This window comes from Akkermansia sp. RCC_12PD (assembly GCF_036417355.1).
In the GTDB taxonomy this organism is placed as follows: Bacteria; Verrucomicrobiota; Verrucomicrobiia; order Verrucomicrobiales; family Akkermansiaceae; genus Akkermansia.
In genome coordinates, this window is the sequence record NZ_CP143889.1 from 2,717,849 (window position 1) to 2,730,519 (window position 12,671).

The 12,671-nt window shown below is 60.6% G+C and carries 11 protein-coding genes and 1 pseudogene; 6 read left to right on the plus strand and 6 right to left on the minus strand.

Translation table 11 applies throughout. The features are described from left to right. Window positions 1–14: 14 nt before the first annotated feature. Both V3C20_RS11465 and V3C20_RS11470 read right to left on the minus strand, forming a co-directional pair. Window positions 15–1,028: a chorismate-binding protein gene (locus V3C20_RS11465; RefSeq protein WP_130082832.1), complete on the minus strand. Its 1,014-nt coding sequence runs from the start codon at window positions 1,026–1,028 to the stop codon at window positions 15–17. Window positions 1,029–1,082: 54 nt separating this feature from the next. Beyond that, window positions 1,083–1,952: a hypothetical protein gene (locus tag V3C20_RS11470; protein WP_130082830.1), complete on the minus strand. Its 870-nt coding sequence runs from the start codon at window positions 1,950–1,952 to the stop codon at window positions 1,083–1,085. A gap of 186 nt (window positions 1,953–2,138) precedes the next feature. Between V3C20_RS11470 and nrfD the strand changes: the two genes are divergently transcribed. Genes nrfD through V3C20_RS11495 form a run of 5 tightly spaced genes read left to right on the plus strand, consistent with a single transcriptional unit; the run spans window position 2,139 to window position 8,235 of the window. Then, the gene (gene nrfD, locus V3C20_RS11475; protein WP_130082828.1) at window positions 2,139–3,476 is read left to right on the plus strand and encodes an NrfD/PsrC family molybdoenzyme membrane anchor subunit; all 1,338 of its coding nucleotides are present in this window, start codon (window positions 2,139–2,141) and stop codon (window positions 3,474–3,476) included. After that, on the plus strand, window positions 3,473–4,030 hold the full coding sequence (locus tag V3C20_RS11480) for a quinol:electron acceptor oxidoreductase subunit ActD (protein ID WP_130082826.1): 558 nt from the start codon (window positions 3,473–3,475) through the stop codon (window positions 4,028–4,030). The genes nrfD and V3C20_RS11480 overlap by 4 nt, the downstream gene beginning before the upstream one ends. After that, window positions 4,027–4,674, plus strand: coding sequence for a cytochrome c (locus tag V3C20_RS11485; protein ID WP_130082824.1), 648 nt, complete (start codon window positions 4,027–4,029; stop codon window positions 4,672–4,674). The genes V3C20_RS11480 and V3C20_RS11485 overlap by 4 nt, the downstream gene beginning before the upstream one ends. A gap of 16 nt (window positions 4,675–4,690) precedes the next feature. Further along, on the plus strand, window positions 4,691–5,920 hold the full coding sequence (locus V3C20_RS11490; RefSeq protein ID WP_161981272.1) for a hypothetical protein: 1,230 nt from the start codon (window positions 4,691–4,693) through the stop codon (window positions 5,918–5,920). Continuing rightward, a complete protein-coding gene (locus tag V3C20_RS11495) occupies window positions 5,917–8,235 on the plus strand; it encodes a c-type cytochrome (RefSeq protein ID WP_161981271.1) in 2,319 nt (772 codons plus the stop codon). The genes V3C20_RS11490 and V3C20_RS11495 overlap by 4 nt, the downstream gene beginning before the upstream one ends. Before the next feature lie 39 nt (window positions 8,236–8,274). Here V3C20_RS11495 and V3C20_RS11500 read toward each other — a convergent pair whose 3' ends face one another. The 4 genes and pseudogenes from V3C20_RS11500 to V3C20_RS11515 form a co-directional block, all read right to left on the minus strand. After that, window positions 8,275–8,904: an ankyrin repeat domain-containing protein gene (locus V3C20_RS11500; protein ID WP_130082820.1), complete on the minus strand. Its 630-nt coding sequence runs from the start codon at window positions 8,902–8,904 to the stop codon at window positions 8,275–8,277. Window positions 8,905–9,004: 100 nt separating this feature from the next. Continuing rightward, window positions 9,005–10,252, minus strand: coding sequence for an NADP-dependent isocitrate dehydrogenase (gene icd / locus V3C20_RS11505; protein ID WP_130082819.1), 1,248 nt, complete (start codon window positions 10,250–10,252; stop codon window positions 9,005–9,007). An 83-nt stretch (window positions 10,253–10,335) separates the two neighbouring features. Further along, a complete protein-coding gene (locus V3C20_RS11510) occupies window positions 10,336–11,028 on the minus strand; it encodes a DUF4230 domain-containing protein (RefSeq protein ID WP_161981661.1) in 693 nt (230 codons plus the stop codon). 118 nt (window positions 11,029–11,146) lie between these two features. Then, window positions 11,147–11,245 (minus strand): annotated as a pseudogene (locus V3C20_RS11515) (DUF1232 domain-containing protein); the annotation flags it as partial. Window positions 11,246–11,653: 408 nt separating this feature from the next. Between V3C20_RS11515 and V3C20_RS11520 the strand changes: the two are divergent. Further along, window positions 11,654–12,469 (plus strand): hypothetical protein, encoded by an 816-nt coding sequence (locus V3C20_RS11520; RefSeq protein ID WP_130082813.1) that lies wholly within the window; start codon window positions 11,654–11,656, stop codon window positions 12,467–12,469. The last annotated feature ends 202 nt before the right edge of the window (window positions 12,470–12,671 follow it).

Here is a 12,671-nt window from a genome sequence, read left to right on the forward strand (position 1 = left end):
GGAGGGAACAGGCTTCAAGGCAGGTGGAAGCTGTGCCTGACCGTCTCCCTTTTCAGCTTCAGTTCCCGCCATTCGTGCGTGAGGGTGGAGGAAGCCACCACACCCCCTCCCGTGCACAGGGCCAGCCTGCGGCCCTGCCAGTACATGGAGCGGATGCCTACCAGGCAGAAAAAATCCCTGTCCAGCAGCAGTCCGAAGGGCGCGCCGAAATGGGGCGGGCAGCGCAGGCGGGAACGCCAGTCGTCCAGTTGGGCGAGCGTCTCTTCCGTGCGCGGCTGGGAACCCAGCGCGGGCGTGGGATGCAGCAGGCGAATCCAGTGGTCGGGCGGCAGGGGGCGGTCCGCTTCAAGCGTCAGGTAGGTGACGAAGTGGATCAGCGTGCCGAGATTCAGCACCCGGCGGGGCGTGCGGCTGACGCTGCCGCAGGGGGACAGGCGGGAGAGAATGCTCCCGGCCACGATTTCATGTTCCCGGATTTCCTTGTCGTCGTTGATGAACACGCCTTCATCCTCCGGACGCGCCGTTCCGGCCAGGGCCATTGTGGTGAGACGGCGGCCCTGCTGGTGGAACAGGGTTTCCGGAGACGCTCCGCAGAAGCCTTCCTTCTCCGTCCACCAGGCATAGGGATAATGAAAGGGAGAGCTTCCGAAGGCCCTGCGGATGAGTTCCTGTGGAACGTGCGGCGGCTGAAGCTCCCCGAACTGGGGTGTGGCGGGGACGCTCTTGACCAGGCGGCCGGAGGCGATCTGCTCCATTATTTCCGTGAACACCTGAGCATAGGCGTCCGGGGACGGTGCCTCCCAGCGGATTTCCGGCGCGGGGGGCAGTTCGCCCTCCGGCTCGGGGAGGGAATGCAGGGCCGCCGGTATTTTCCAGGGCAGGGGATCGTCCAGCCTGAACGTATTAACGTAAAAGGCGGCTCCGGATTCGGGAGGAACGGCCGATTCCCGGAACGGTCCTTCACCCAGCAGCAGGCCGGCGGAAGGATGCTTGATGAGGGCTCCGGATGATGAAAATGGCATTTCCATGAAAAAAGAATTTGGGAAGGGCGGGTCGCGTTTCAGATGGATGCAAATGGCCGTCTATTCTTCCGGGAGGTCCTTGTTGTCCCGGTTGACGACGGCTTTGAATATGGAGAAAATGCTTTGGGAGCCAAAGACATCTTGAATGACATCCTTTTGCCACAGGCGGCGCCGGTTCATGTACGTTAAAACTTCGCTGATCTTTTTTTCTGCGTAATTGAATTGGTAGGTCCGTCCGTATATTCCCAGGATATAAGCTTCTTTAAAGGAAAGGCTGTCGGATAACAGGGAAACGTAATGTTCTCTTTCTTCGCCGGAAAAATCAGCATTTCCAAGGAGCATGTGGGCGAAAGAAAAGAACGATCTTAAAAACGGGGAAATGGAGGCATCCGCCTGGCGGATGGTATTTTCCTCGGAGAGGGAAAGTTTTTTACAGTTTTGCAGCTTCAGGCCGACGGACTGAACGACATCGAACAGATGGGAGAATGCTTCATGTCCTGTTTCCAGGTGGGGAGACCGGCAATTCCTGTAAAAAGTGATTTGGGTATTATTGGCCAGATTGTGTAGATGATGCAATTGGTTGTAGAAGGAATTCTCAAACATTTGCCTGTTCATGAGGTATTGCTGCTCCGACAATTGCTTGCATTGCGTATATTGAAGCAGAATGGTGATGACCAGGCCGGAAAAAGCCAGCCCCGTGAACAGCGTGCTGGCCAGGATAAACTGGTTGGCAAATTCGGAAATGCTTGTCGGATAAGGCAGATGGGTTATTTGGGGAATGAAATGATGTTCCAGAACAAGTAACAAGATGATGAGAACAGGGGATACGAGCAGGAACCAGATGAGGTATTTGCGTTTGATGCAAATATGTTCGGAATCTTTTCCCGCATGAGGGGGAAGGGGGTGATGACTGGATTCGGCTTGTTTCATACTGGTTCGTCGTTGTGTTCCGGAAAATCCGCGGCTTGTTCCTTCAAGGGCCATGCTAATGAATGCTTTTCCGGAATCAATGTTTTTCACTGGCGCGCAGCGTGCATACGGGAAATGTCATGTCTTTTAGGTTGACGCTGGCGGAGCGGCAAGTAATCTTTAGCGAGCCTTTCCACGATTGCCGCCATGGATGATTCAACGCCTTCAACACTGCCTGCAGGGGTTCCCGTAAAGGCCATGCTGGCGGAAGTGCGCAAGCCGCTGGGGCCGGTGTGGTGGTGCGTGTTTCTCGCCAGCGTTCTGCTGGCCGCCTGGGGCGTGGGATGGAGTTCCTGGCGCATCGCCGCGGAAGGCGTGGGCGTGCTGGGGCTGAACAACAACGTGGTGTGGGGGCTGGACATCGTGCATTTCGTCTTCTGGATAGGGCTGGGGCATGCGGGCACCCTGATTTCCGCCGTGTTGCTGCTGACGCGCCAGTCCTGGAGAAGTCCTATCGCCCGCGGCGCGGAACTGATGACCCTGTGCGCGGTGGTGTGCGCCGCTGTGTTCCCCGTGGTCCACGTGGGGCGCGTCTGGATGGCCTGGATGGCCGGCCCTCTGCCGGAGGTAAGCGGCATCTGGCCGGACATGGCCTCCCCCCTGATGTGGGACGTGATGGCCGTCAGCACGTATTTCCTGCTTTCCCTGACGTACTGGTACATCGGCCTGATTCCGGACTTCGCCCTGCTGCGCGACTGCTGCACGGAGCGCTTGAAACGCCGCTACGGGCTGCTGGCGCTGGGCTGGCAGGGAACCGGGCGGCAGTGGAGGGCCTATGAGAAGGCCAGCCTGCTGTTCGCCGCCATTCTGACCCCGCTGGTGGTCTCCGTCCATTCCGTGGTGAGCTTTGACTTTTCCGTGACCCAGGTGCCCGGCTGGCACCAGAGCATCTTTCCGCCCTATTTCGTAGGGGGCGCCATTTTGAGCGGCATGGCGATGGTGCAGCTGATTCTGCTGGCGGTGCGGCGGCTGATGGCCGGAAGCGGCGTGCGGGAGGCGATCACGCCCGCCATCCTGAATCTGAGTTCCAAATTCGTGCTGGCCCTGGCCCTGGTGATGGGGGCCATGTACCTGTGGGAGCACATGGCCGTGCTGCTGAACGGGGGCGCTCCGGAATTGTTCCCGGGACGGAATCCGGTGGGCCCCGTTTTCATGGCCGCCATGATTGCCGGGAACGTGGTTCTGCCCCAGTTATTCTGGTTCCGCTCCCTGCGGACCAATCCGCTCGTCATCGTCGTGGTGGCCCTGGGGGTGCTTGCCGGCATGTGGATGGAGCGGTTCTGGATTGTGGTGGATTCCCTGAAGGCGTCCCTGCTGGCGGCCAATGCGGGGGATTACTTTCCCAGCCTGACGGACCTGGCCATGATGGCCGGAAGCGCGGGCCTGTTTACGGCCTTGTACATGATCCTGGTACGCGTCACGCCCTTCTTTTCCCTGTGTGACGTGCGGGAACAACAGTCTCTGGACAGGGAGGGCAGGGCATGAAAAAACGCATCGTATCCGGCTGGGTGCTTTCGTTCTCTTCCGAGGAATCCCTCCTGGAAGCCGTTAAAAAGCTGTTGAAGGAGGAAGGTCTGCGCTGGGAAGTCTGCGCGCCTTATCCCTGCGCCGCCGTACGGCTGGCCAACCGCCATGCGGGACGGGCCGTGGGTGCGGGGGTGCGGCTGTGGGCGGTGGCGGGCGGCCTGTGCGGCTTTCTGGCCGTGGCCCTGTGGATTTACTGGACCCAGTTCTGTGCGGACCCCCTGGTGACGCAGGGCCGGGTGCAGGGCTGGGAAAGCTGGCCCGCCTATGTTCCGCCCCTGTTTGAAGGAACCCTGCTGGGCGCCGGAGTGCTGACCGCCCTGGGATTCCTGAAAGGGGCTTTTCTTCCCAAATGGCACGACTGGGCGTTTGACTGCGATTTTTTCAGGACGGATGAGCACGGAGACGGCTATTTTATCCTGCTGGAAGAAGATGGAGAACGCGCCGCTGCGCTGGCCGTATTCCTGAATCCCGCGGCTGCCGAATATATTGGCGGGGAAGGAGGTCGTTCGTGAAAAGGGCCCTGGCGGTGGTTGCCGTTCTGGCCGTGCTGGCGGCAGGGTGGTTTTTGGTTCATGACGACGGGGGCAGGAAAGCCGTTCCCCACATTTTTGACAACATGAGCGAGCGCCCGCTGACGGACGCGCAACACGTGGAAGACACCTCCACCCCCGCGGGCAGGAAGGTCCGCCTGCTGCCTCCGCGCGCCGTGGCCCAGTCCCTGGGCGGGGCGTACGCTGTGCGGGACAGGGACGTCCGGGACGTTTTCGCCGGAGACGATTCCTATTTTTCTTCCGGCCGGACGCAGGGAGGGGATGAGGAAGCCATGCCGCTGGAACTGGGCGGCGTTTCCCGGAGCCGGGACGTTCTGGCGGAGGGAAGGGTCTTGTACGCGGCGCATTGCTCCGTCTGCCACGGGCCGGACGGAAGCGGCCGGGGAAACATGGCCGCTTATGAATCCTACCCGCAGATAGGCTCGTTCCGGGATGAAAAGTATGCCTCCTATTCCCCCGGCAGGATGTTCCGGAGCATCCGCCTGGGGCAGGGCAACATGCCGGCCTTTGGCCATGTGCTGAGCGCGCGGGAAATCTGGTGCCTGGTGGCCGTCGTCCGGGAGATGCAGGCCGGCTCCTCCCCCGCAGGAAAAACGGAAAATTAAAGGAAAGACATTACTCATGAACAGGAATGCAGCATCAACCGGGCGGGAGCGCAGGGACAGGGCGGGATTCCGCTGGGCCGGGCGCTCCCTGGCGCTGGCCTTGTGGCTGGCGTCCGCGCTTCTCTGGTGCGTGCTGATGCGCCAGTCCTATATCGCGATGCCGTGGGACGACATATCCGCCTTCGGCGTGAAACTTTATGAAATGCGCGGCCCCTTTGCCGCCGCCGGCATGAGCGTGGGACTGCTGGGCACAGGTATCTGCCTGGGCTGCCTGTTCTGGCTCTGCCTGTCCTGCGTGACGGGGGCCGGATGGGGAATTTCCCTGCGGCGCGTGCTGGCCGCCGGATTGTGGGGGTGCCTTCCCGGCGTACTGACATTGGCGGGAACGGTCGGCTGCCTGACGACGGTAATTTTTCCGGAAGCGGCCCGCTACTGGGGTGTGGCGGATGTTTCATCCCCCGGCGTCCGGGCGTTCAGCGTGATGGACTGGTCCGATCTTTCCTGGTGGAACCCGGCGTGGCTGTACGTGCGCATGGGAATACTGGCGGTGCTGGCATGGAGCATGGCCCAGATATGGATGACGCTGACCGCTGGGGATTCCGTCTGGAAGCGTTCCCTCTACCGCGGAGCCGCCGCCTTCAGCATGATTGCGGCGGTCATGGCGCTGGGCGTGCTGGGATTTGACGTGCTGGCCGGTCCGGGCGGCGCGGCGCTCTCCATGTTCCCCGTGTACATGATTGCCTGGGTTCTGCTCTCTTCCCTGGCGTTTGCCGTGCTGGCCGCCGTCTGCCTGAGAAGGCTGGAAGGCGGAAAATCCCTTTCATGGACCCGCATGGGCGGCATGCTGGCGGCCATGGTGCTGATCAAGGCCTACATCACCTATTCCCAGTACCTCGTTACCTGGTATGCCTCCATTCCCGGAGAAATGACCTTTTACACGGCGGCCTTGTCCGGATGGTCCGGGGTGCTGGCTGCCGCGCTGGTTCTGGAGTTGCTGGTTCCCTTCCTCGTTCTTCTGTTCCCCGCGCTGCGGCGCAGGCCCTCGGCTCTTCTCTCCGTCTGCGCGTGCATCCTGGCCGGTTCCCTGCTGGAAGCCTGCTGGATATTCTGCCCGCGGCTGGGACTGGAATTACATGCGTGGGGAACGTGGACGCCCCTCCTGCTGCTTCTGGTCGTGATGGGAGGCATTGCCGCCGTTTCCATCCTGGGCGCGCTGAGCGTCCGCAACGTGTTTCCCCGCTCATGATGAAGAATTCCGTTCCAGCTCCGTCCCCTTCCGGCTTCCATCCGGGAGAGCGCCTGCCGCTCTTCTGGCTGGCGGCGGCCTGCGTACTGGGCCTGTCATGGTCGCTGACGTATGCCTTCGGCTTTCTCTTCGGAGAACCTTTGCCGTGGCCGGCGGGGCGCCTGATGTTCGCCTTTTACGGAATTCTGGTTTATGGATGGGCTCTCCCGGTCCTGTTCTCCCGCATGAACGGCACGGAGGGGAAGTGGACCCGGCTGGCGGCGTGGTGCTGGCACGGCTGTCTGGTCCTGGGTTTGGCGTCCATTGCGGCCGGAAACGGCAGCGGGCTGCTGCTGATGCCCTTTGACTGGTGGGTCTGTCCTGTTTTTGCCCTCATTGCGGCCGGAATGGCCTGTGCCGTGTGGTCGGGGCCGCTGGTGTGGCCTCTGCGCCTCCTGTTCTGCTCCTCCGCCGGGTGCATGGCCGCGGCCCTTCTGGTGCTGTGGCATACGCGGGCCCTCTCCATGAACGGCCTGCTGGATTCCTCCTCTCTGGAAGCCTGCTTTTCCTGGGGGATTGCCTGTGCGGCGCTGGGCGCCGGGGCGCTCCGGCTGGGGCTGGCGTCCGGCAGGTGGTTCCGCGTCTTGTCCGTCTGGATGGCCCTTGTGCTGGCGGCGGCTCCGCTGATCGGCGGATTGGCCCGTTTGCAGGGCTTTCCCGTTCCTTGGGCGCTTGCGGAAGCGGGCATGGCGTGGTCCTGGTGCGCCGCCGCGGCTGTCGTGCTGGCGGCTCTCCATCTGTGGATGGCCTCCGGAACGGAATCCGGGACATGGCTGAAAACGGGATGCTCCCTGCTGGCCCTGGCGGAGGTCTGGAACGTGTTTGCCGGAAGCATGCCGGAAACGGCGCAGTTTTCCCTTTCCTCCTGGCATGAGGCGGAACTGTGGGCGTTCCTGGGGGCCGGGGTGCTGATGATGGCCGGACGGCTTCCGGAAACCGGAAAACTTTCTCCGGCCTGGTGGATGCTGGCGGCGGGAATTGGCGGCGTTCTGCTGGTTTACGCGGTGGGCGTGGCCGCCTCCGTGGATGTGGCGGCTTTTCCTTACGCAAAGCGTGCGGAACTGATGAGCGGCTGGGTGGGCATGTCCGCCTGCGTGCATGCCGTAGCCATGCTTTTGTGCCTGGCGGGAGCCCTGTGGATGTGGAAGCCGGATTCCGCCGGAAAACCGGATCAAGCCGGGACTCTCCGCGTGCTTCCGGCTCTGGCAGCCGCCATTGCCGTGGTTTTCGTGGCTCTGGCAGCATCCCTTCTGCATGCGCCTTCTCCTTCCTCCCTGGAGGTCAAGCGCCCCGTCCAAGATGCGGAAGGCGCCCGTATCTACGCCGCGGAAGGATGCGCGCTGTGCCATACCCAGGTGATCCGCCGTTCCATGTCCGGCAGGGACTGGCAGACGGCAATCGACCGGGGAACGGACCCGGATTTTCCCTACCGCGTCAGCGAACCGGAAGACGCGGATGCCGAATTCAACCGTGAAGGCGCGCCGCAAATGGGATTGGCCTCCGTCGGGCCGGACTTGAGCAACGCGGCGGAATACGTGGCAGGCAGGCTGGAATATGAAGATGCCGTTTCCAGAAGCACGCGCCGTGCCGCCCAGCCGCAGGAATGGCTGGCCCTGCATCTCTACAATCCCCGGGAGCCCCAGTTCAGAACTCCCTGGAGCGTATGCGCCGCCATGCCGGGCATGTTTGAATACCGCCGGATTCAGGGGAATGCGCCTTCCGCCGGGGCTATTCCCGTTCTCACGGAACCGGGGTGGGAGCTGGCGCCCTCTTCCCGCGGACGGCATCTGCTGAACTACCTCTCCTCCCTCAGAAGGCTGGAGCCTGAACGGAAAAGGGACGCGGGGGATTCATCCGCGGGAATGTCCCATATCCATCCGGAATATGCCGCCCATCCCCCCGTAGTGGACAGGGAACGTCTGAAAAAGGCGCGCGCCGCCGCCGTGATGGAAAAGGGAAGGAGCGTCTATCTTTCCAAGTGCGCCATTTGCCACGGCAGCGACGGCATGGGGGACAAGGTGACGTATCCGCCCCTGGCCGGATCGGAATGGCTGAAGGAAAAGCCTGCCGTGGAAATAGTCAAGATCATTACCGAAGGGCTGACGGGGCCGATCACGGTGGCCGGAAAGGAATGGAACTCCACCATGCTTCCTCCGGGAGTTACAGACCCGCGCGACCTGGCGGACCTGCTGACCTTCCTGCGCCGCCACTTTGGCGGAATGGAAGGGGAAACCTACACGCCGGAACAGATAGAGGAGATACGCTCCAGCAAGTAATTCCGTCAAGGGGGAATGGACTTATGGAGGATTCCCCAGTCAGCTGCCGGCAGTCTCTTCCTGAAGCAGTGCTTTTACCTCTTCCGGTTCACCGCGTAAAACGGCGTTTTCCAGAGGAGTCCGGCCTTCCTTGTTCCGGATGGAAGGATTAGCCCCGGCATTCAGGAGAATGGCAAGCTCTTTCTCGTTCCGGTGGTAGTGCAGGGCCGTATTGCCCTGGTTGTCCTGCATGTTGGGATCGGCTCCGTTTTGCAGGCACCATTCCAGAAGTTCCTCGGAAAGTGAGCGGTTCAAAACGGGAAAGGATGAAAGGTCGGCTCCTTGTTGGCGCACCCATATGAGCAGCATTCCCTGCGTTTTGACATCGTCCGGAAGGGAGGCTTCAAGAATGCCTGCCAGTGCCGCATTCAGTTCATTCCTGTCTGCGCGGTAATTTCCTGTATTGATGCGGCGCAGGGATTCGACAAGAGAATGGTGAGTGCCGCCCGTCCGGGTGTGGAACATTTCAATCCTCCGCGCGATCTGGGTGTCCCGCGGCCTCCTTTCATATTCCCGCCACCAGCCGGCGCCCTCAACAACCAGAGCCACCAGAATTCCCGCGGCCACCCATTTTCTGGCCCGGGAAGTTTTCTGAGCGGGCGGGGAATAGGAATCCGTTTTGAAAATCATTCTGTCTTGATGCCATTTTTTTCACGTCTTGTCCACTCATCAATAAGAGCCGTTCTTCCCAGTGGAAAAACGGCCCTTATTGAAATGGATGAAACTGTGTTCAGCTCAGAGCTTCCACCAGCCTGTCTCCAAAGGCGGAGCAGGAGAGTTCCGTGGAGCCGGGAATCATTTCCGCAAGGTCGAAAGTGACGGTTTTTTCGGAAATGGTTTTGTCAATGGCCTGAATGAGCAGGTCAGCGGCTTCCGTCCAGCCCATGTAGCGCAGCATCATTTCCGCGGACAGGATGACGGAGCTGGGGTTGGCCTTGTTCAGTCCCGCCAGTTTGGGGCCCGTGCCGTGGGTGGCTTCAAAGATGGAATGCCCGGTGAGGTAGTTGATGTTTCCTCCGGGAGCGATGCCGATGCCGCCCACCTGTGCGGCGAGCGCGTCGGAGATGTAGTCCCCGTTCAGGTTGAGCGTGGCCACGACGTCGAAATTTTCCGGATGGAGCAGGATTTCCTGAAGGAAGGCGTCTGCAATGCAGTCCTTGATCACGATGCCGTTGGGAAGGCGGAGCCAGGGGCCGTCCCCGATGGGCTGGGCACCGTATTCCCTCCGCGCCAGGTCGTAGCCCCAGTCGCGGAAGCCTCCTTCCGTAAATTTCATGATGTTGCCCTTGTGTACCAGGGTGACGCTTTCCCGGCCGTTTTCCACGGCGTAGTCGATGGCGGCGCGCACCAGGCGCTCCGTTCCTTCCCGTGACACGGGCTTGATGCCGAAGCCGGAACTTTCCGGGAAGCGTACTTTTTTCATGCGGTCCGGGAAGACGCGGCTCATGGTTTCAAAGAACAGCCTGGCGTCCTCGGAGCCTTCCTTGAATTCGATTCCGGCGTAGATGTCTTCCGTATTTTCCCGGAAAACGACCATATCCACCTTTTCCGGGGCCTTCACGGGCGTTTCAATGCCGTTGAAGTAACGCACGGGGCGCAGGCAGACGAACAGGTCCAGGTCCTGGCGCAGGGTCACGTTCAGGCTGCGGATGCCGCCGCCGACCGGAGTGGTGAGGGGGCCCTTGATGCCGACCAGGTAGGTGCGGAACGCCTCCACCGTTTCTTCAGGGAGCCAGGTTCCCAGATTGTCAAAGGATTTTTGTCCGGCGAAAACTTCATGCCACGCGATGGAGCGTTTTCCCTGGTAGGCCTTGTTCACGGCCGCGTCAATGACGCGGGAGGCGGCCGCCCAGATTTCCGGGCCCGTTCCGTCACCGATGATGAAGGGAATGACGGGCCTGTCCGGCACGCAAAGCCTGCCGTTCTGCATGGTGACGGCCGCGCCGTCTGCGGGAGGGGTGAATGTTAAGTTGGCCATGACGTGCGTTCCTTTATAGGACGCGGCGCGCTTTGGCAAGATAAAAGAACGGCGCTTCCGGGAGTCCGCGCCTTTTCCGGAACTCAGAACCAGCCGTCTTTTCCCGCGCTTTGCCGGGAATCCTGCGCTCTTTCCTGCAGGCGGCGCAGGAAGTTTTCTTCCGCCTGCCGCTTCAAGTCGCTTTCCATGATGTGTTTTCTGGCCGCCTCGTTGAGCTGGTTGACGGCAATGGCCGCGTCCCGGTGGGTGAGCTTGTTCCACAGGCCCGCGTCATCCCGAACCACGCGGAGAGAACCTTCGATCATCTCGCAGGAGACCAGTTTGCCGTGCAGGCCCTCCGCGGTGACGGGGCCTTTTCCCGCCGGGGGAATAATGATCCGGAGCGGTTCCGGGCCGTCCAGGTCAATGCCGCCGTGCGCCCGGTAGGCGGCTTTCAGGATCAGCGTTTTTTTGCTCCACCACCACGTGGTGGAATATTGGTATTCATATTCGAACGTCCGTTCCACCGTCACCAGGTTGGCCACCTTTTTGTCATTCTGGACAATGAGAGTCAGGCCGCCGTGGTCGGAGGAGAATCCCTTGTTGATGAGGGTCAGTCCCACTTCCTTTCCGGCCTCGATCAATTTTTCGGCCACTTCCATGGGTTTTTCCACCGGAGCGGTGATGCAGGAGCGGATGCCCCAGAACAGAACGGCCAGTATTCCGGCAAGGATGGCGCCCTTGGCAATGATGATGGCCAGGGGAGAATGGAGAAAGGATGAAGGGGGAGGAGGCATGGAGAGAGGTTTCCGGGTAAGCGGACGCGGCGGGTTGCCGGGAAAATCAGGGTTCCGGGTCCTCATGGGAGCCGTCCTTCCTGATGGGGGGCAGGAACATGGCCAGGAAGGCGAAGGCGATGACGGTCAGGTCGTCCAGCTGGCCCACTCCGGGAATGAAATCGGGAATCAGGTCAATGGGGGAAAAGGCGTAGGCCGCCGTCAGCAGGAGGAGCACCAGCTTACGTTTGGTGAAAAGCCGCGGTTCTCCCTCCCGGCTGCGGAAATAGTTGATGGCCCGGACCAGCAACTGCTGGTGGGGGGCGTTGGGAGGAGTAGGAAGATTGTTTTTCATGTGATTGCGTAAGAAAATGTTTGCCGGAACGGAAGGATTGCCGTCCGCCGGGAATAACGGGAAGGAATGCAGACGGCGCCCGGAAAGAAGTCCGGCAATGGCGCATCCTGCTGTCCAGACGCCCTGAAAGTTCATTCGGGAGGGCGCGCAGGGCAGGGACCGCCTGGAGTCATCCCTGGCGGGAGGCTTGTTTTTCATGAGGGGTATGACGATGGAATTATCACACACGCAACAGTCTGCGTCCAGAACAATTGCCTTGATGCCGCACTGTCCGTGTGCTGTAATGGAAGCGTGAAACATACCTTGTTTACCCTGATTACGTTGTGCGCGCTCTCCCTCTTTCCCGTATGCCCGGCTCATGACGCAGGGCATGACGGCGGCGGGGCACAGCAAAAGGCCGGTTTTCCGGAAAAAAAGGAGCTGGACGGGAAAGTCCCCGCCGTGTTTCAGGGAGAATGCGCTCTGGAAAAGGGAGTCTGGATGGTCCGCATGGAGAAGCTGAACAATCATCAGCTGGACAAGGCCGTCATGGCCGGACTGGGGGAAGACCATCCGGATTTTTCTCCCGCGGAAGGTAAAAAGTGTGCGGGGATAATTCCCGTTTCCGTCCCGAAGGGGGCGGAATCCGACCCAGGAAAGTGGAGGGTGTCCGGAAAAAGGGCTTATGCGGTCCAAGAAGATAAGCCCGAATATGTCGCGCGTCTGAACGACCTTGTTTTGGAATATTACGGCCGAGAGATCATGAATGGAATGGAGCGTTACATCGGCATTCTTGACCGGATGACGGACGTGAAAAAACTCGTGTCCCTGAATGAGGAACTGGTTTCCTGCTGCGGGGAACTGGCCCAGTGGGTACAGGTGGAGTCAAGCGTGGGGATGGACGTTCAGTTTGAATATATTCAACGGCACCAGGGATTGGTGGAACAGTACGGGGCTCTGGAAAGTCAAATGAAGGAGGCGCTCCGCAGATGGCAGGACAGGTTCGGGGTGGACGTGATGACGGTGGTGGATATCGTTACGGGAGAGCGTGAAGTCTGTTTCTGGGGAATTCCCGTTTCATTTTCCGCCGACGTATTGCGGGATATTGTCGTCCGGCTGAGAGATTGAGACAAGGGGAACCGGGCATAGGAATCAGGAAGAGGCGTTTTCCGGCGGCATGCCCGGCGGAGCCTTTTCCGAGCTCCCCGGAAAAGGGAAGAAGTTTCCTTTGTCTTCTCCATTTTTCCGTTAAAGGGCGTTTCCGGCGGCTCTGTGAACCCTGGGCGGCAGGGCGGCATTGACACGGGCGGGGGGAGCCGTTACTCTCCTG

What these genes read in the sequence shown, in the direction of transcription:
- V3C20_RS11470 (WP_130082830.1), bottom strand. Translation starts at nt 1,952, where the DNA reads ATGAAACAAGCCGAATCCAGTCATCACCCCCTTCCCCCTCATGCGGGA.
- V3C20_RS11510 (WP_161981661.1), bottom strand. Translation starts at nt 11,028, where the DNA reads ATGCCTCCTCCCCCTTCATCCTTTCTCCATTCTCCCCTGGCCATCATC.
- nrfD (WP_130082828.1), top strand. Translation starts at nt 2,139, where the DNA reads ATGGATGATTCAACGCCTTCAACACTGCCTGCAGGGGTTCCCGTAAAG.
- V3C20_RS11490 (WP_161981272.1), top strand. Translation starts at nt 4,691, where the DNA reads ATGAACAGGAATGCAGCATCAACCGGGCGGGAGCGCAGGGACAGGGCG.
- icd (WP_130082819.1), bottom strand. Translation starts at nt 10,252, where the DNA reads ATGGCCAACTTAACATTCACCCCTCCCGCAGACGGCGCGGCCGTCACC.
- V3C20_RS11495 (WP_161981271.1), top strand. Translation starts at nt 5,917, where the DNA reads ATGATGAAGAATTCCGTTCCAGCTCCGTCCCCTTCCGGCTTCCATCCG.
- V3C20_RS11480 (WP_130082826.1), top strand. Translation starts at nt 3,473, where the DNA reads ATGAAAAAACGCATCGTATCCGGCTGGGTGCTTTCGTTCTCTTCCGAG.
- V3C20_RS11500 (WP_130082820.1), bottom strand. Translation starts at nt 8,904, where the DNA reads ATGATTTTCAAAACGGATTCCTATTCCCCGCCCGCTCAGAAAACTTCC.
- V3C20_RS11465 (WP_130082832.1), bottom strand. Translation starts at nt 1,028, where the DNA reads ATGGAAATGCCATTTTCATCATCCGGAGCCCTCATCAAGCATCCTTCC.